The sequence below is a fragment of the Leisingera sp. ABM4_060 genome (genome assembly GCF_056158765.1).
In genome coordinates this window covers 4,229,211-4,247,380 of sequence record NZ_JBSWTX010000001.1, presented here as the reverse complement: position 1 = coordinate 4,247,380, position 18,170 = coordinate 4,229,211, and the positions used below count along the sequence as shown (strand labels likewise).

General features: G+C 64.2%; 16 protein-coding genes. 9 read left to right on the top strand and 7 right to left on the bottom strand.

The features are described from left to right. Nucleotides 1-300 precede the first annotated feature (300 nt). The 4 genes from ACXAEH_RS20585 to ACXAEH_RS20570 are packed head-to-tail and all read right to left on the bottom strand — an operon-like array spanning nucleotide 301 to nucleotide 4,131. Nucleotides 301-684, bottom strand: a complete 384-nt coding sequence (locus tag ACXAEH_RS20585) for a carboxymuconolactone decarboxylase family protein (RefSeq protein ID WP_475035490.1) — start codon at nucleotides 682-684, stop codon at nucleotides 301-303. A 1-nt stretch (nucleotide 685) separates the two neighbouring features. After that, nucleotides 686-2,140 (bottom strand): aldehyde dehydrogenase family protein, encoded by a 1,455-nt coding sequence (locus ACXAEH_RS20580; RefSeq protein WP_475035489.1) that lies wholly within the window; start codon nucleotides 2,138-2,140, stop codon nucleotides 686-688. Nucleotides 2,141-2,146: 6 nt separating this feature from the next. After that, complete coding sequence (locus ACXAEH_RS20575; RefSeq protein WP_475035487.1) at nucleotides 2,147-3,247, bottom strand: aromatic ring-hydroxylating oxygenase subunit alpha; 1,101 nt, start codon at nucleotides 3,245-3,247, stop codon at nucleotides 2,147-2,149. Continuing rightward, nucleotides 3,244-4,131, bottom strand: coding sequence for a MurR/RpiR family transcriptional regulator (locus tag ACXAEH_RS20570; protein ID WP_475035486.1), 888 nt, complete (start codon nucleotides 4,129-4,131; stop codon nucleotides 3,244-3,246). Before ACXAEH_RS20570 ends, ACXAEH_RS20575 begins: the two co-directional genes overlap by 4 nt. Nucleotides 4,132-4,202: 71 nt before the next feature. Here ACXAEH_RS20570 and ACXAEH_RS20565 point away from each other — a divergent pair, with 71 nt between their 5' ends. The 9 genes from ACXAEH_RS20565 to ACXAEH_RS20525 all read left to right on the top strand — a co-directional run bounded on the left by ACXAEH_RS20565 (nucleotide 4,203) and on the right by ACXAEH_RS20525 (nucleotide 14,096). Next, nucleotides 4,203-6,662, top strand: a complete 2,460-nt coding sequence (locus ACXAEH_RS20565) for an FAD-dependent oxidoreductase (protein ID WP_475035485.1) — start codon at nucleotides 4,203-4,205, stop codon at nucleotides 6,660-6,662. 104 nt (nucleotides 6,663-6,766) lie between these two features. Continuing rightward, nucleotides 6,767-7,864, top strand: a complete 1,098-nt coding sequence (locus ACXAEH_RS20560; protein ID WP_475035483.1) for an alcohol dehydrogenase family protein — start codon at nucleotides 6,767-6,769, stop codon at nucleotides 7,862-7,864. Then, nucleotides 7,861-8,469: a dimethylsulfonioproprionate lyase family protein gene (locus ACXAEH_RS20555; protein WP_475035481.1), complete on the top strand. Its 609-nt coding sequence runs from the start codon at nucleotides 7,861-7,863 to the stop codon at nucleotides 8,467-8,469. The genes ACXAEH_RS20560 and ACXAEH_RS20555 overlap by 4 nt, the downstream gene beginning before the upstream one ends. A gap of 16 nt (nucleotides 8,470-8,485) precedes the next feature. Then, nucleotides 8,486-9,598, top strand: a complete 1,113-nt coding sequence (locus ACXAEH_RS20550) for a mandelate racemase/muconate lactonizing enzyme family protein (protein ID WP_475035480.1) — start codon at nucleotides 8,486-8,488, stop codon at nucleotides 9,596-9,598. A 71-nt stretch (nucleotides 9,599-9,669) separates the two neighbouring features. After that, a complete protein-coding gene (locus ACXAEH_RS20545; protein ID WP_475035479.1) occupies nucleotides 9,670-9,954 on the top strand; it encodes a cupin domain-containing protein in 285 nt (94 codons plus the stop codon). Further along, complete coding sequence (locus ACXAEH_RS20540) at nucleotides 9,951-11,060, top strand: mandelate racemase/muconate lactonizing enzyme family protein (protein WP_475035477.1); 1,110 nt, start codon at nucleotides 9,951-9,953, stop codon at nucleotides 11,058-11,060. The genes ACXAEH_RS20545 and ACXAEH_RS20540 overlap by 4 nt, the downstream gene beginning before the upstream one ends. A gap of 4 nt (nucleotides 11,061-11,064) precedes the next feature. Beyond that, complete coding sequence (locus ACXAEH_RS20535; protein ID WP_475035476.1) at nucleotides 11,065-11,655, top strand: dimethylsulfonioproprionate lyase family protein; 591 nt, start codon at nucleotides 11,065-11,067, stop codon at nucleotides 11,653-11,655. After that, nucleotides 11,652-12,755: a mandelate racemase/muconate lactonizing enzyme family protein gene (locus tag ACXAEH_RS20530; protein ID WP_475035475.1), complete on the top strand. Its 1,104-nt coding sequence runs from the start codon at nucleotides 11,652-11,654 to the stop codon at nucleotides 12,753-12,755. The genes ACXAEH_RS20535 and ACXAEH_RS20530 overlap by 4 nt, the downstream gene beginning before the upstream one ends. Nucleotides 12,756-12,821: 66 nt before the next feature. Then, nucleotides 12,822-14,096 (top strand): aspartate aminotransferase family protein, encoded by a 1,275-nt coding sequence (locus tag ACXAEH_RS20525; RefSeq protein WP_475035473.1) that lies wholly within the window; start codon nucleotides 12,822-12,824, stop codon nucleotides 14,094-14,096. Between the two features lie 64 nt (nucleotides 14,097-14,160). Here ACXAEH_RS20525 and ACXAEH_RS20520 read toward each other — a convergent pair whose 3' ends face one another. The 3 genes from ACXAEH_RS20520 to ACXAEH_RS20510 form a co-directional block, all read right to left on the bottom strand. Next, entirely contained in the window at nucleotides 14,161-15,705 is a 1,545-nt protein-coding gene (locus ACXAEH_RS20520) for a trimethylamine methyltransferase family protein (RefSeq protein ID WP_475035471.1), read from the bottom strand. Then, entirely contained in the window at nucleotides 15,702-17,033 is a 1,332-nt protein-coding gene (locus ACXAEH_RS20515; RefSeq protein WP_475035470.1) for an MmgE/PrpD family protein, read from the bottom strand. The genes ACXAEH_RS20520 and ACXAEH_RS20515 overlap by 4 nt, the downstream gene beginning before the upstream one ends. A gap of 138 nt (nucleotides 17,034-17,171) precedes the next feature. Further along, a complete protein-coding gene (locus ACXAEH_RS20510; protein WP_475035469.1) occupies nucleotides 17,172-18,167 on the bottom strand; it encodes a sterol desaturase family protein in 996 nt (331 codons plus the stop codon). Nucleotides 18,168-18,170 lie beyond the last annotated feature (3 nt).

Sequence of the window (18,170 nt, the reverse complement as noted above, 5' to 3'; positions counted from 1 at the left end):
ATCTCCCCAACCCGCCCCCCTCTCAAACCACCCCGCCAGCCCCAAAACACAGCCACCCCCGCCGCAGATCCCGCAACCCGCCCACTTATCCACAAACTCGCCGCGCTTATCCACAGCACAAAGCCAATAACAACTCGTAAACCTCCCAAAATGAATCGCGCCAAGAAGCCCCGTCCAAAAGAATCCCACATTCATCTGGCCAAAAATATCCCGGGGGAATTGGCCAAAGGCCAAGGGGGCAGAGCCCCCAAAAAAAGAGCGGCCCCAAAGGCCGCTCCTCCAAATTCATGATCCGGCCGGTCAGCCCTGCTCTTCCAGAACCTTGCGGGCGGCGCGGAAGCATTCAAGTGCCTGGGGCACGCCGCAGTAGATGCCGATCACGTGGATGATCGCGCGGATCTCTTCCTTGGTGACGCCGTTGTTGATGGCGCCGCGGCAGTGCAGCTCCCATTCATGCATCTTGCCCAGCGCGCCGATCATCGAAAGGTTCATCATCGAGCGGGTCTTGGCATCGATCACATCATCGCCCCAGCCGAACCCCCAGCACCATGCGGTCATGGCTTCCTGGAACGGGCGGGTGAAGTCGTCTGCTGCAGCCAGGTTCTTTTCAACATATTCCGCACCCAGCGTGCCTTTGCGCTGTTCCAGGCCTTTCAGGAACAGGTCTTCGTCAAATGTGCTCATCTCAGCCTCTCAATTTCATAGCGATGTTTTTGGTCTGCACGTAGTTCCACAGCGCCTCGCGGCCCTTTTCGCGGCCATAGCCGGATTTGCCGTAGCCGCCGAATGGAGTTTCCACGCCGCCTGCGTACCATTCGTTCACAAACACCTGGCCTGCGCGGACCTGGCGGGCCGATTGGGTGGCGCGGTCGAGGTCGCGGGTAAAGACGCCGCCGACCAGCCCGTATTCGGTGCTGTTGGCAATCTCGATCGCCTCGGCATCGGAACGGAACTTGAGCACCGAGAGGACGGGGCCGAAGATTTCCTCGCTGGCGATGGAGTCGTTCGGGGTGATGCCGGAGACGATGGTCGGAGCCAGGAAAGCGCCTGCGTTGCCGACAGGCGTGCCGCCGGTGGCGATGGTGGCGCCGTCGGCCTGGGCCTGCTGGACGATGCCCAATGCACGGTCGCGCTGGGGCATGGAGACCATGGCGCCCATGTTGGCGCCGAATTCAGGACGGTCGATGCCGGCACCGACGCTGAGGCTGTTGGCCACGTTCACCGCGCGTTCGACCAGTTCGTCATGGCGGCTTTCGTGCACGATGACGCGGCTCATGGCGCTGCAGACCTGGCCTGCGTTGAAGTAGATGCCCCAGCGGATGTCATTCTCAAAGGCTTCGAGGTCGGCGTCCTCATGCACAATGGCCGCAGATTTGCCGCCGAGTTCGAGCACGCAAGGCACCACGTTCTGCGCTGCCGCGGTGGCGATGCGGATACCGGTGGGCACCGAGCCGGTGAAGACGATCTGATTGACCTGCGGATGGCCTGACAGCGCCGCGCCGGCCTCGTGGCCGTAACCGCACAAGACGTTGACCGCACCAGCCGGGAAACCCGCCGCCTCCGCCGCGCGGGCAAGCCAGGCGTTGGTGAGCGGGGTGAGCTCAGGCGTCTTGATCACGCAGGCATTGCCGGTGGCCAGTGCTGCCGACAGGGAACGCGCGGTCATCTCCACCGGGTAGTTCCAGGGGATGATCTGGGCGGAGACGCCCATCGGCTCGTTCTCGGTCCAGTCGAAATAGCCGCCGCCCAGCGGGATAGAGCGGCCTTCGACGGTGCTGGCCTGGTTGCCGTAGTATTCGAAATAGAGGGCGGCGCCCTCCACCTCGATCCGGGATTCCCACAGCGGCTTGCCCTGCTCCAGGGTCAGGACGCGGGCGATCTCGTCGATGTTATCGAGCAGATAGCGGCCCATGGCCTGCACCATGCGGCCGCGCACGATCGGGCGCAGCGCCGACAGCTCGCCGGACAGGTGCAGGCGGCGGGCGGCCTGCACGGCGCGGTCCACGTCCGCGGCGTCAGCCAGCGCATGGCGGGCCAGCAGCTCGTCATTGGCCGGGTTGGTGACATCGATCCACCCGGCCCCGCCGGGCACCCAGGCGCCGTCAATGTAGTTCAGCCATTCGGCATCAAGCTGTGTCATAGTCCGTTAGTTCCCTGCTGCGAGATCGTGGTCTGCCGCTTCACGCATCCACTTCTGAAGATGCAGGATTGAATGTTCCGAGTTCACTCCGCAAGAGGGATCTACCACCAGGGGGCCAGGAACATAGCCGCGGCTTTTCAGCCCCCGCTGCACGGATTCCACCAGGTGGATGTCTTCCTCGACCGTTGTGGACCGGTCCTGCACCGCCATCCGGCGCACGGTTTCATTGTCTTCGCCGCCGATCGAGTACCAGCCGCGCCAAACCACCACATGATCCGCATCCACTGCCCGCCAATGGTAGGTGTTCAGCAGATTGCCCGGGTAGACCTGGAACGAGAACATCGGCCAGAGGAACCAGCTGGAGTATTTCTCGTTGTTGTCAAAGCCGGAGTCGATGTCATAGGTCATCTGCTCCAGCGAGTTGCACTCCGTCGTGTGGCGCAGGCAGAAGCCCTGGGGCTGGATGTCATAGGTTTCCGGCTTGATCACCCCGGTGGAGAAGGTCGGGTGGTTCAGGCTGCAGTGGTAGCATTCGGAGTAGTTTTCCACCGAAACCTTCCAGTTGCAGTTCTCCGGGATCTCGACCCATTCCAGCGGCTTCAGGTCACCCCAGTTGGGGACAAAGCTTTCCAGCTCGCTGCGGACATTGGGGAACCACTCATCCATCGGCTTGGCCTCGGGATCGAGGTTCACGAAGATGAAGCCCAGGAACACCTCGGTGCGCACCTCTGTCAGGCAGATCCTGGATTTGTCGAAACCCTGCACTGCCTTGATGTTCGGCCCGGCGCGCAGCTCACCCGTCAGCTCATAGGTCCAGGCATGGTACGGGCATACCACCACCCGCGTGGTGCCCTCGCCCGAAACCAGCTGGTGGGCGCGGTGCTGGCAGACATTATAGAAGGTACGGATTTCGCCGTCGCGCCCCTTGATGCTGAACAGGCTTTCGCCGGCCAGTTCGAAAGCAAAGTAATCGCCAGTGTTTTCCAGCTGGCTGGCATGGCCGGCAAATTGCCAGCTGCGGGCCAAAAGACCTTTCCGCTCGGCCTCAAAGACAACTGGGTCCGTGTAGTACCTGGCGTCAAGGGAATGGGTCAGAGGGGCATTCATTCAGGTTCCTCCGCATAAAGGCCCAGCTGGTGCCTGCGTTTGTGGAATTTCTCCACCCGCTCGACGATTTCCTCGCTAGAGACGGCAATCACAAAGGAGAGCAGTGTTTCCAGCAAGGCGATCATTGAGACGGATGACGGGAAGAATTGCGGTGTATCCACCGCGACGGTGAACCCGTGGTCCGCATTCAGGATCACGGGGCTGGCGGGGCTGTCGGAAATGCCGACGATGGTGACCCCTTGTTCGCGCGCTATTCTGATCGCTTCGATCACCTCGGCCCGGTAGGGCTTGCAGGTCATGGCGATGAGCACATCCTGGCTGTCTGCCCAGGCGAGATCATCAATCGCCGTGGAACCGGGCCGCGGGATGGCGTGAAATTGCTTCATGCCGGTGGAGGCAAGATAGGTGAAGTTGCGGGCATTGGCGTTATTCACGCCCACGCCCAGCGTGAAAACCTGGCGGGACTTCCAGATCGCATGGGCCGCTGCCTCAAGGCTGCCAGCGTCGATGCCTGCAAAGGTCTCCTCGATATTGCGCATCGCGGCGCCGACCATATCGGCATAGAGCCCGCCCAGCTCTCCGGAGCGGGAAATGTCCTGCAGCCAGCGCGCCCGGTCGGGGAAAGACACCCCGCCCTTGCGAATCGCCTCGCGGAACGGAGCGCGGAAATCCTCGTAGCCGTCAAAGCCCACCTGCCGCGCCATGCGGACAAAGGTGTTGGGCTTCACATTCGCCGCCTCGGCAATCTCGCGCACGGTGGAAACCCCGACATCCGCAGGGTTTTCCAGCACATAGCGGGCCGCCTTCTGCGCCTCAGGTGTTAGCGCATCCCACTCTTCGGTGAGGCGCTCCAAAACTATCGATGATACATTTGTGCCATTCATGATTGACGATGGTACAAATATGGAATTAGCCTGTCGAGCAGAAAAGCGACTCTGCAATCAGGAACGGCGAAATGGCTGAGAAAGAATTCCCGACACAGGCCAAGGTGGTCATCGTGGGCGGCGGCGTGATGGGGGTGGGCCTGGCCTATCACCTGGCGCATGAGGGCTGGGGCCCGGAGGTGGTTCTCTTGGAGAAATCCGAGCTGACTTCTGGGTCGACCTGGCACGCGGCGGGCCAGATCACCCATTCCACCAGCTCCTTTGGCCTCGGCAAATGCGTCGACTACAACATCGGCCTCTATTCCGGGAAGCTGGAGGAAGAGACCGGCCAGGCGGTGACCTGGCACGGCTGCGGCTCCTTCCGCCTGGCCTATACCGAGGACGAGATGGACTGGCTGCGCCACACCCTGTCAGTGGGCCGTTCGCTGGGCTTCAACATCGAACTGGTTGGCCCCGAAAAAGTCGCCGAGCTGCACCCCTTCTATAACCTCGAAGGGGTTCTGGGGGCGCTCTACACCCCCGACGACGGCCACGTGGATCCGACCAATGTCACCATGGCGATGGCCGCAGGCGCCCGCCAGAAGGGTGCGCGCATCATCCGCCACTGCCGCGCTACCAACATCACGCAAGCCGAGAACGGCGAGTGGATCGTCGAGTTGGAAAAGGGCACCATCCGCTGCGAGCATGTGGTCAACGCCGGCGGCACCTATGCCCGCCAGATGGGCGAATGGTCCGGGTTGCAGCTGCCGATGACCTCGATGACCCACCATTACTTTGTGACCGAACCGGTGCCGGAGTTTGAGGCACTGGACAAGGAATTGCCCGTCATCCGCGACGACAAGAAGGTCTCGGGCTACATCCGCATGGAGCAGAAGCGCGGGCTGATCGGGATTTACGAGAAGGAAGGCAGCAACTCGGTCTGGCACGACCACTGCCCGTGGGAATACGAGAACTGGCTGTTCGACGCAGATTACGACCGGGTGATGCCCTGGCTGGAGGAAAGCCTGAACCGGATGCCGATCTTTGCCGACCTTGGCATCCAGCGCGAAGTGCATGGCGCAATCTCGCATCCGCCGGACGGCAACCCGCTGATTGGCCCGGCACCGGGCGTCAGGAACTACTGGTGCTGCTGCGGCACCCAGATCGGCATCGGCTGGGGCCCGGGCCTGACCCGCGAACTGGCGCGCTGGATGGTGCATGGCTCGGCTGACATCTCCATGCGCGAATACGACCCGCGCCGCTTCGGCTCCTACGCCACCAAGGATTGGCAAGTGACCAAGGCGCATGAGGACTACAAGCTGCGCCACGAGATCCCCTTCCCGCATTTCAACCGCCTGGCGGGCCGCCCCATCAAACCCTCGCCGCTTTACGAGCGGCTGAAGGACAAGGGCGCTGTCTATGAAGAGGTCTATGGCCACGAGCGCCCGCGCTGGTTTGCCAGGAACGGCGTCGCGCAGCAGGACCACTATTCCTTCCGCCGCAATGAAGTGCACGACATGGTTGGGCTGGAGTGCAAGGCCGTGCGCGACGGCGTCGGCATCATGGACATCTCCGCCTTCACCAAGGTTGAGGTTTCGGGCCCTGGCGCCGCAGCCCTCCTGGACCGGCTGACCGCCAACCGCCTGCCGCAAAAGGTTGGCGGCATTGCCCTCACCCACATGCTGAACCGCCGCGGCCGGATCGAGCTGGAAACCACCGTGGTGAAGCTCGCGGACGACAGCTACTACCTGGTCTGCGCTGCATTCTTCGAACAGCGGCTGCTGGACCACCTGAACCAGAACCTCGCGGGCGAAGAGGTGGAGATCACAACGCTTTCCACCGACTGGGCCGCCCTTGCTCTCAATGGCCCGAAAGCCCGCGAGGTCCTGGCCGCCTGCACCGATGCGGATCTGACCAACGCAGGTTTCAAATGGCTGACCGCGCAGCAGATCGAGGTTGCGGGCCACACACTCTGGGCCTTCCGCATGTCCTATGCGGGCGAACTTGGCTGGGAACTGCACATCCCGCGCGGCAGCACCCTGGCAGTCTATGACGCGCTCTGGGCCGCGGGTGAGGCGCATGGCATTGCCGACTACGGCTCCTTCGCCATGAACGCGATGCGGATGGAGAAGGGCTTCAAGGGCGCGGGCGAGCTTACCAACGAGGTCACCCTGGCCGAAGCAGACGTGCTGCGCTTTGCCCGCACCGACAAGGACTACCTGGGCAAGGACAAGACGCTGAACGATGCGGACAAGCCCTGGGTCTGCGCCTATCTGGAGATCGAACCGGACGGCGTGGAGGACGGCCACGGCGGCGAGGCGATCCTGCTGGACGGCACGGTCGTGGGCTCCACTGCTTCGGTCGCCTATGGCCATACAGTCGGCAAAATTCTGGCCTTCGCCTATGTGAAACCGCACGCCAATGTGCCGGGCACAGAGATCGAGGTGATCGTCGCAGGCAGCCCGCGCAAGGGCCGGATCCTGGGCGCGCCCGCCTACGACCCCGAAAGCCTGCTGCCCCGCACCGACGCAGCCCTCGCCCCGGCAGAGTAACAAAACCGGCTCCCCCTTTCATCTTTCCAAAAAATACTCCGGGGGGAGCCGAAGGCGGGGGGCAGCGCCCCCCTCCCCCATACCCAACAGGACACCCGCGCGACATGACCCTGCCTGCAACCATGAAAGCCGTGCTTCTGACCGGCCACGGCGGCCTCGACAAGCTCGACTACCGCGACACCGCAACGCCGCAGCCGGATAAGGATGAGGTGCTGGTGAAAGTCGGCGCATGCGGGCTCAACAATACCGATATCAACACCCGCACCGCCTGGTATTCCAAGGCCAATACGGATGCGCTGGGGGATGGCGCTGAATGCGGCTTTGAGACCACCGACGATTTGGACAGTTCCTGGGGCGCAGGCGAGATCACCTTTCCCCGCATCCAGGGCGCCGATGTAGCGGGCACCATCGTTGCCATGGGCGAAGACGTCGACCCGGCACGGATCGGCGAGCGGGTGCTGATCGACCCCTGGCTGCTGGGCCATGGCGATTGGCAGAACCCGGAGAACTCCGCCTATTTCGGTTCCGAATGCGATGGCGGTTTTGCCGAATACACCAAGGTCCGCAGCGCCAACGCGATCAAAATCACCTCGGACCTCACCGATGCCGAACTGGCCACCTTTCCTTGCGCCTATACAACGGCTGAAAACCTGGTGCAGCGCACCCAGCCGCGGCCGGGCGAGACGGTAGTGATCACCGGCGCCTCCGGCGGCGTGGGGTCGGCATCCATTCAACTATGCACTTTGCGCGGCTGCCGGGTGATTGCGGTGGCCTCATCCAGCAAGGCGGACCTGCTTTATGAACTGGGCGCGGCAACGGTCATTGACCGCAACACCCCCAACTTGGAGGCCGCGATCCGCGAGGCTGCTGGCGGCCCGGTGGACATCGCGCTGGATGTGGTTGGCGCCACCACCTTCATGCCGCTGATCAATGCGCTGCGCCAGGGCGGGCGCTATTCCACCTCGGGCTGCATTGCCGGCCAGTTTGCCGAATTCGATCTGCGCCAGCTGGTCTACAAGGATCTGCAGCTGACGGGCGCCACCATCTGCCCGCCCGGCACCATGCACCGGGTTGTGGGCATGATCGAAAGCGGTGCGCTGAAACCGCTCCTGGCTGCCGTTTTCCCGCTAGAAAAGCTGGGAGAGGCGCAAGAAGCTTTCATTGCAAAGCAGCATGCCGGAAACATTGTGGTGACCCCATGAGCAAAGACCTGTTCGATCAGGCCCTGACAGCCGCCAAAGCCTATCATGCCGCCCTGCCCGCGGTGGCAGAGTTCCAGCCTTGGCCCGATGACATCACCTGGGCAGACCGGGCAGGACATCAAATCCCCGGCGCCGCCCTGGTTCAATCCGACCCGGGCTTTGCCGCCGAGGGCATCCCGGCAGAGGCTGAGGTGCGTGCCCTGCAACAGGCCATCATGGCGCTGGCGCCGCATGCGGAATGGCGCCTCACCTATACTGAGGAGGAAGTCGGGCATGACTTCCTTCAGCGTTTCGGCTGGTTCGAGCTGGTGGGGCCCACCGGCCATTTCCACTCTCTGCAAACCCGGATGACCATCGGCTACTGGGGGCCGGGCCTCAACTACCCCTGGCATGAACATGCTCCGGAAGAGCTTTACACCATCCTCTCCGGCAGCGCCGACTTCATGGCCAAGGGCGAGGAAGTCCGCCGCCTGGTGCCGGGCGACACCAAGATGCACGGAGCAAACCAGCCCCATGCGATGATCACCAATGAACACCCGATCCTCTGCTTCGTCTTCTGGCGCGGCGAGGGGCTGGCGGATGACCCGGCCATGTCCCCGGGCTGAGACAGGAGCGCACTTCATGAAAATCACCCGTATCCGCGTCTTTCAAACCGGCCTGCCCTACGTCGGCGGTGCCTATGTCTGGGGCGCAGGCAACGCCATTGAAACCGCCACCGCCTCGGTGGTGGTGATCGACACCGACGCAGGTCTGCAGGGCTGCGGCGAGTTCACCCCCTGCGGCGAGAACTACATGGTCGCCCATTCCGAAGGCGTCCCCGCGCTCGCCCGGCTGGCGGCGCCTGCACTGATCGGCGAAGACCCGCGCGATGTGGCGCGGATCGAGCGGATCATGGACCATCTGGTGCAGGGGCACGGCTATGCCAAAGGCCCGTTCGACGCCGCTTGCTGGGACATTCTGGGGCAATCTCTGGACGCACCGCTGTGGCGGCTGTGGGGCGGCAAACTGACCGATGGCGCGCCGATGTACCGGGTGGCGCCGCAGAAGGGCACAGAGGAAACCATCGCCGAGATGGATAACTACCGGGCGCAGGGCTACCGCCAGTTCCAGATCAAGGTCGGCGGCGACTGGGCGGCGGATATTGACCGCATCCGCTCCACCGTGCCGCTTTTGAAACCGGGTGAAAAGGCGATGGCTGACGCCAACCAGGGCTGGCGGGTCGACAACGCGCTGCGGGTGGCGCGGGCCACCAAGGATCTGGACTATATCCTGGAACAGCCCTGCCGGACTTACGAGGAATGCCAGCAAGTGCGGATGCGCACCGATCTGCCAATGAAACTCGACGAATGCGTGACCGGCATGCACGCTGCCCAGCGCATCGTCGCCGATCATGGCGCCGATCTTGTCTGCCTCAAGATCTCCAACCTCGGCGGCATCTCCAAGGCGCGCCGGGTGCGGGACTACCTGGTCGAGAACCGCCTGCCGGTGGTGGCCGAGGACACCTGGGGCGGCGAGATCTGCAGCGCCACGCTTGCCCATTTCGCCGCCACCACGCCCGAGGAATACCTGCACAACACCACTGACCTGATGAATTACAATACCCGCTCCACCGGCATCGGCGGCCCCCGTGCGAAAAACGGCAAGCTTTATGCACCGGACGCACCCGGGCTCGGCGTCACCCCCGATTTCGAAAGCCTCGGCGCGCCAATCGCCACATTCGGAGATCACGAATAACGCCCCCATCTTCTTCTGGCCCCAAATATCCCCGCCGGAGGCTCCCGCATTTTCAACAAGGACCACCGCTCATGACCATCACAGCCCAAGCCACCCAGATGATCGACGACAACCGCGTCCGCGTGACCCGTTTCGACTTCGCCCCCGGCGCCGAGACCGGCTGGCACACACATGCGATGGACTACGTGATCACCGCGATCACCGACTGCCACATGCGGCTGGAGATGCCGGGCGGCGAGATAAAAACCGTCACTGTCCCCGCGGGGACAGCCTACCGCCGCAGCGAAGGCGTCGAGCATAACGTCATCAACGCAGGCCGCGGGCCCATGAGTTTTGTGGAAGTGGAACTGAAATGAAAATCACCCGGATCACCGTCCATCAGCTCGATATGCCGCTGACCGAGCCCTATTACCTGTCGGGCGGGCGGCTGAAGTTCGAGAAACTCGACAGCACGTTTGTCCGCATTGACACGGATGAGGGCGTCTCGGGCTGGGGTGAAGGCTGTCCCTGGGGGCATACCTATCTGCCCGCGCATGGGCCGGGGATCCGGGCCGGGATCGAAACGCTGGCACCGGCTCTGATCGGGCTGGATCCGCGCAGTCTGGATCATGTGAACCGCGTGATGGACGTGCAGCTGCCAGGGCATCCTTATGTGAAATCGCCGATCGACTTGGCCTGCTGGGATATTCTGGGCAAGGCTTCCGGCCTGCCGCTGTGGCAGCTGCTGGGCGGGGCTGAGGCGGCGCCGGTCCTGGTGAACTCATCCATTTCCACCGGCAGCCCGGAGGAGATGCTGGCGCTGATCAGCCGCGCCGCGCAGAAGGGCTATACCGTGCATTCGGCCAAGGTGGGCGGCACCGACATTGCCCTTGATGTCGACCGGATCGAGGCAATTTCCGAAGGGCTCCCCAAGGGGCACAAGGTGACCTTTGACGTGAACCGCGCCTGGCAGCCCGGCGTGGCGGTGGAAGTGCTGAACTCGGTCAAGGCGCGCGACTGGGTGGAGCAGCCCTGCGAGACGCTGGATCAATGCGCCCATGTGGCCTCCCGCGTCTCCAATCCGATCATGCTGGACGAATGCATGCACACCTTCGGGGATCACCTGGAGGCCTGGAAGCACGGCGCCTGCGAGGGGGTGAAAGTGAAGCCCAACCGTGTCGGCGGGCTGACCCGTGCGCGGCAGATCCGCGACTTTGGCGTCTCAGTGGGCTGGCAGATGCATATCGAGGATTTGGGCGGCTCGGCGCTGGCGGATACCGCGGCGATCCATCTGGCTGCCTCGACGCCAGAGGCGAACCGTTTGGCCAGCTGGCTGTGCCATTATCACCTGGACGTGGATCCGGTGCCAGGCCAAGGCGCGCGCAATGACGCAGGTGTTGCGGCGCCACCCTCCCTGCCCGGCCTTGGCGTGACGCCTGAGGACGGCGCGCTCGGGGAACCGGTTGCGGTCTACGGAGGCTGAGGCGATGCCTGCGCGGCTGCTGCATGAGCTGACACGGCTGGCGGCCCGGACCGAAGGTCTGGGCTGGTTTGCGGCACGGATGCAAGGCCTGCCGCTGCTGGAGGTTGCGCCGCGCCGCCTGCCGGTCTGCGGCAAGATCAGCGCTTTGCGCGCGCGCTGGGCACAAGGCGGCCCGGCGCAGGACGCCGTGGCGGCGCTTGTTGACGCGATCCCGGCTTTGCGCTGGCAGCAGACTTATACCGTGGCCGACGGGTTTTCCCGCGAATGGCTGGACAATTACGGCTGGGTCAACCTGATCTCGCCCGAGGGGCTCTACCAAAGCCATGAGATGCGCCTGTCCATCGGTTATTGGGGCGCGGGCCAGCACTACGACGAGCACTCGCACGCGCCGGAGGAGACCTATCTGATCCTCGCAGGCCGGGCCCGGTTCCACTCCGAAGGCCGCCCGGCGCGGGATGGAGGGCCAGGCGACACCATCCACCACGCGCCGCATCAGAAACATGCCATAGATATGGTGCCGGGGCCGCTGCTGGCGGCGGCGTTCTGGCGCGGGGAAGACCTATTGAAGAAATCCGACTTGGGAACATGCACATGAAAATCACCCGGATCTCCCTGTGGCAGGTGCCGCTGACCAGCCACACCGCCTATTACATGGCCGAAGGCAAGACCTGCGACACGGTCGAAAGCGTGGTGCTGGCGCTGGACACCGATACCGGCCTGACCGGCTGGGGCGAGGTCTGCCCGATCCCGCATTACCTGCCCGCCTATGCCCGCGGCGTTGTGCCCGCGGTCGAGGAACTGGCACCGGTTCTGCTAGGCGCCGATCCCGTCGGACCGGAAGCCGTAATGGCCAAGCTCGACGCCTGGCTGCAAGGCCACCCCTATGCCAAGTCCGCCATCGACATTGCCCTGTGGGATCTGACCGCGCAGGCCGCCAATCTGCCGCTGCATGCGCTTTTGGGCGGGCGGCGGCAGTCTGATATGCCGCTCTATCACTCGATCACCTGCGTCGCGCCAGAGGAGATGGCGCGCATCGCCAAGGAGGCACAGGGCACCGGCATCGCCCAGTTCCAGGTGAAGCTCGGTGCTGACCGCAACTGGCAGGCCGACGTGGCCCGGCTGCGGATGGTGCGCGAGGCAGTGGGTGACGGGCCGCTGGTCTATGGAGACTGGAACTGCGGCGCCACCTCGTTGGATGCCTCGCGCGTGGGACGGGCGGTGGCTGATCTCGACATCATGCTGGAACAGCCCTGCGCCACCATCGAGGATTGCGCCCGGGTGCGCACGGCCTGCGGGCTGCCGATGAAGATGGATGAGAACGCCCACGACACTGCCTCGCTGCTGGCAGGCCACGCCGCAGGGGTGATGGATGCGGTGGCGATCAAACTGTCGAAATTCGGCGGATTGTCGGCCTCGCGCCGGGCGCGCGACCTGAGCCTGCATCTGGGCGCCAAGATGTGCATCGAGGACACCTGGGGCTCTGACATCACCACCGCGGCGCTGCTGCATCTGGGGGCCTCGACCGAGCCTTTGGCAGTGATGAACGTCTGCGATCTGTCCTCCTACGTCAGTCCCCGGCTGGACCCGGCGGGGCCGGAGCGCCGCAATGGCCGCATCGCGCCGCCGGAAGGCCCCGGCCTGGGTGTGCGCCCTGACCGTGAGGAACTCGGCGCTCCCGCAGCTGTGATCGAATAAATTTTGACTTTTTGGTCAAAATTCACCTAACAATGGGCGATACCGCCCTCAACAGGAAGCGAAGACATGGAAAAGATCCTCTCCCAGGCCGAATGGACCGAACGCGCCCGCGCGGTGCTGCCCGCCGGCGGTTTTGGCAACTTCGACCCCGGCATCGTCATCCGCGAGGGCAAGGGCTCGCGCGTGTGGGACGAAGACGGCAGGGAATACATCGACTATCTGATCGGCTCCGGTCCGATGATGCTGGGCCATGGCCACCCGGAGGTGATGGAGGCGGTGCTGGAGCAGCTGCCCAAGGGCATGACCTTCTTTGCCAGCAACGCCCGCGGCATCGAACTGGCCGAGGAGATCTGCCGCGCGGTCCCCTGCGGCGAGCAGCTGCGCTATGTCTCCACCGGCGGCGAGGCGGATATGTATGCAATCCGGCTGGCGCGGGCCTTCACCGGCCGCACCAAGATCGTTAAATTCGAGGGCGGCTATCACGGCATGTCGGCTGAGGCGCAGATGAGTCTGGCGCCTTCGGTGCGGGTGAATTTCCCGCAGGCGGTGCCGGACAGCGCGGGCATCCCTCCGTCGGTGGCGGCGGAGGTGCTGGTGGCGCCGTTCAACGACTTTGAATACATCAAGCAGCTGATGGCGGAGCACGGGTCAGAGATCGCCGCGATCATCGCCGAACCGCTGCAGCGCATCGTGCCGCCGCTGCCCGGGTTCCTGGAGCTGCTGCGCGAGGAGACGCAGAAACATGGCAGCCTGTTGATCTTTGACGAGGTGGTGACCGGGTTCCGCTCCACCTATGGCGGCGGGCAGGAGCTGTACGGTGTCACCCCGGATCTGGCGACGCTGGGCAAGGTGATCGGCGGCGGCTTCCCCTTGGCGGCAATCGTAGGCCGCGCCGACATCATGCAGCATTTCGACAAGGCGCAGGTCGGCGCCGAGGGATGGCTGATGCAGCTGGGTACCCTGTCGGGCAACCCGGTGGCGGCGGTTGCGGGTCTGAAGACCATGGAGGTGCTGCGCCGCGAGGGGGCTTATGACCGGCTGAACGCCACCGGCCAGCGGCTGATGCAGATGACCAGCGCTGCGCTGGAAGAGGCAGGCGTGCCGTTCCAGATCGTTGGCGAGCCTGCACTGTTCGAAGTGGTCTTTACCGATGCCAAGGTGCGCGACTACCGCGATACGCAGGTCGGCAATGCAGAGCGTACCAAGCGCTATAACGCGGTGCTGCGCGAGGAAGGCATATTCAAGTCGCCGGGCAAGACCTACCCCAGCCTGGCGCTGACGAAAGAAGACCTGGAGCAGACCGAAGCGGCGATCCGCAAGGCGGCGATGGCGCTGGACTAAACCTGAGTATTGAATGCTCAGCAAAGCCCCGGAAGCTGCTCTCAGCTTCCGGGGCTTTCTGTTTCTAGTGCGGCCGCTGTTGCACGTGAATCGGAAAGCGCTTGCGGATCTCGGCATCAATCTCTGCCGGGATGTGGCTTGGCAGCGGTGCAGCCAGCAGTTCCTGTGTGCGGATACGGGCTTTCTCCAGCAAATCCTTGTCCGATGCGGCTGCCCATTCCTGCGGGGTGCGGCGGTCGGCGAGCGGCGGGTAATAGTAATCGCTCTCCATCCGGTTCAGCGTCTGCGCATGGCCCAGAAAGTGCCCTGCCCCGCCGACACAGACATCGCGGATTACCTCCAGCGACAGGGTTTCCTCGCTGACCTCGAACCCGCGGGTGGCGCGCATGATCGAGCCGATCATGTCGTTATCCAGTACGAAGCTCTCCAGCGAGCAGCCCAAGAGTGAACCGTACATCCCTGCCGCCTCATAGATCAGGTTGGCGCCGGAAAGGGCCGAGAGCAACTCGGTTATGCCTTTCTCGTAGCCTGCCTGGAAGTCGGGCATCTTGGCGTCGGTCATGCCGGCCGAAACCGCGCAAGGGATCTCGTAGTGCTGTGCCATCTGGGCACAGGCGGCCATCAGCAGGCCTTGCTCGGCGCTGCCGCCGGACATGGCGCCGGTACGCAGGTCGCTGACAAAGGGCAGTGCGCCAAAGGTGGCCGGGTGGCCGGGGTTCAAGAGGTTCACATAGACGAGGCCCGCTAGCACTTCGGCAGTTTGCTGGGCAACCGCGCCGGCCAGTGGTGCCGGGCTGGTGGCGCCTGCCTGCCCTGCTGAGACCAGTTTCAGCGGGATGCCATGGCGGGCGGCGCATTCGATGACGCCCAGCGCCTCTTCGGCAAAGGTAAGCGGCGGCACGATGAAGCAGGTGGAGACGCAGAACGGCGGCCGCGCGCGCAAGGCGTCGGCGCCGCCTGCAATCATCTGCATCATCTGCACCGCAGCTTCCATGTTCTCTTCGGAGGTAAAGGAGCCGCCAACGGGTTTGGCCGTGCCCGCAAGGCAGGCGTAGGCGGTGTTCAGGTCCATCTCAAACGGGTCAGTGAGGTCGCGCGCCACCACGGTGCGCTGGAACATGTGGATATTGGGCAGCGCCTCGGCCAGGCGGGCCATGTCGTAGAGATCCTGCAGGGTGCTGTCGCGGATCTCACCTGTCAGGCTGTCGACGATATGCACCGCGGCGCCAGAGGTGCCCAAGTGGATGCGGGTGCCGGAGGGGTCGAGGTCGAGCTCGGGTTTCTGCCCGTGCAGTTTGAAGCCGCGGCCTGCGATTTTCAGAGTGCGTTCAACCAGACCGGCGGGCATCAGCAGACGGCCATCCTCGGTCAGGGATCCGCCTGCGCTGCAAACCGTTTCGATGCATTTCGGTGTGGCGCCTTTGACGCCGATTTCCTCGAGGATGCGGAAGGCAGTATCACCCACCATCCCAATCTCGCGCGCGGTGAAGGGGGCAAACCGGCCACCCTCGATGCCCGGCCAGATCGAGGTCGAGGGGCCGGAGCCGGCGCCATCTGCGCGTTCGGTTCTGCGGGCAGCGCGGCCGCCGCTGCGGCGTTGGCGGGTCATGTCAGGGCCTTTCTGAAGTGGTCAGCAATGTCGGGAGCATTGGTCCACCCAAGCAGAGTGGCGAACTCTGCCGCCGGGCGGTTGGTGATCGAATGGTACTTTGCGGCGAATTGCGCATCGCTCATCGGTGTGAAGCGCGAGCCCAGCGGGTAGTTGCAGGTGCCCGAGAGAACGCGCCCGTCGTCTAGCACCAGTTCCAGGCGGTCGGGCTGGGCCGGATCATAGTTCAGTTCCGGGTTCAACGGTTTAACGGTGGTGACTGTGGTGGCCTCAATGAGCCGGGCCACTTCCGGGTGCCGCCAGAAGCTGGCAGCGCTGTCGGCCATGGTGAGGTCTCCGCTCACCAGCACCTGCGCGGTGCAGGCAGGCACCGAAAACAGGGCTTCGGTCCTGGTGGCAGGGCGGTCGAAGGGCAGGATCGCCTTGTGAAAGTCCGGCATGGTGGCGCGGACTTCTGCGATGTCCTCATGCGGCGCTTGCTCGCGCAGCTCCAGCGCGATGGTCATCAGCCGGTGAATGTAGCTGCAGGAGGGCCAGGGTTTGGTCAGCAGCCCATATTCTTCCAGCGCCCAGGGCTGGCCAAGCTTGGTGGCAGCGGTTGCAAAACTGTCCGGCGTGCCTGCCCCCATCAGCCCGTTGAAGCCGCGCGCGCTGTCCAGCACCTGCGGCTTGCCAGTGGCGCCTGCACTGGCCAGCAGGGCGGCCTCATAGGCGGCACGGGCGGCAAAGCCTGCCTGCAGCGGTTTCACGCTGGAGCCGAATTGCAGCGTGTAGCCGGTGGCCTGCGACACCGCTATGGCCAGGGCGTGGGTCGTCTGTTCAGTATTCAGCCCCAGCGCGCGGGCGCAGGCGGCGGCCGCGCCGATGGTGCCGAGCGTTGCGGTGGAGTGGAAGCCGCGGGTGTAATGATCCAGCGTCACTGCCTCTCCCAAGCGGCAGATCATCTCAAAGCCAACGCAGTAGGCCACGAACATCTGCGCACCTGTCAGAGGCACCGTTTCCGCCACCGCCAGCAGCGCCGGGAAGATCACGATGGTGGGATGGGTGTTGCCCGGTTCCTCCCAATCGTCGAGGTCATAGGCATGGCCGGAAACTGCGTTGAGCAGCGCGGCATAGGCAGGCGTGGCGGTCTGCGGTGTGCCATAGAGCGGCGCGGGGCCTGCGCCGACCGGCAGCAGGCTGACGCGGGCAGCCCTGGCGGCATCGCTTTTGGTGCCCGCGACGATGCAGCCGAAGCAGTCGGCAACGGCACGGGCGACCATGGGCAGCTGGTCCTCGGGCGGTTCTGCTGAGGCGGCAAAGCGGGCGAAGGCTGGCAGAGTGGTCATACGGAATACCCGCCACAGATGTTCCGCCTGGCCGATAGGCCGGGCAGCGCCCGTCCGCCCCCCCGGGCGGGCGCTACACGCCCACCCGCGGACGGACGCTGCCCTATTTGCCTCACACAATTGGTCTGCATTAGAGCCTCACGTGTACATCTGCTTCTTACGCGCGCGGGTGGCACGGGTGGCCTCTTCGCTGCCGTCGTGGAAGGAGCCGAAGATCACGTCCCAGGGCATCTCGGCGGTTCCGTAGTTGCACTCGAAATACCGGTGGTGCAGCTGGTGGAAGAAGTCGCCTGCGTTGAAGCGGTTCTTGTCCTTGACCAGCACGCCTTCAAAACCGGAGTGGGAGACGCAGGGGTTGAGGCCGTTGACGTAGGCGTGGAACAGGACATGCACCGGGTGCGAGGGCACCACGAAGTGGATCAGCAGCGTCGAGAAATAGAGGCAGGCCTCGACCGGGTGCATCGAGATGCCGGCCCAGGGACCGATGTTGATATTGCGGTGGTGCAGCGCGTGGGCCAGCTTGTACATCGGCGGCCAGTGCAGCAGGCGGTGCACCCAGTAGAAGTGGAAGCTGGACCAGACCGGGAGGATCACCAGCCAGGCCGCGAACCAGACGGGGCTTTCCGCAAAGGTGATCTGCGGCGCATAGCTGTTGGCTGCCGCCCAGAAATAGAGCACCTCATACACCGTCCAGAACGTCAGGCTGGAGGCAATGGACCAGAACATGTTGTCCCAGACCTGGTTGCGGAAGGTGAAATGGCCGTTGCTGCGGGCCTGGCCGCGGGCGTCGAACTTCAGCGCCTGCCCCTGCCCTTTCAGGGTGATGAACCAGAGGTGCAATCCGCCTGCCACCAGGCTCAGCAGGATCAGGTTGCGCAGCCAGATCTGCAGGACCCAGCCGGGGGCGAGGCTTTGCATGGTCTCCCAGCTTGGCTGGAACCCGGCATAGATTCCCCAGGCCAAGGCGAGTTCAACGGTGACCGAGCTGATCGCCAGCCAGTAGGAGGCCACCCATTTCAGCCAGGCAACGGGCCGCGGCGGCCAGCTGAAGATCGGGGACACCGGGACCGGCAGGTCCGGGCGGTAGTTCCAGGTGCGGTTCTGGTTCCGTGGAATGCCTGCGGTGTCCTTCATATT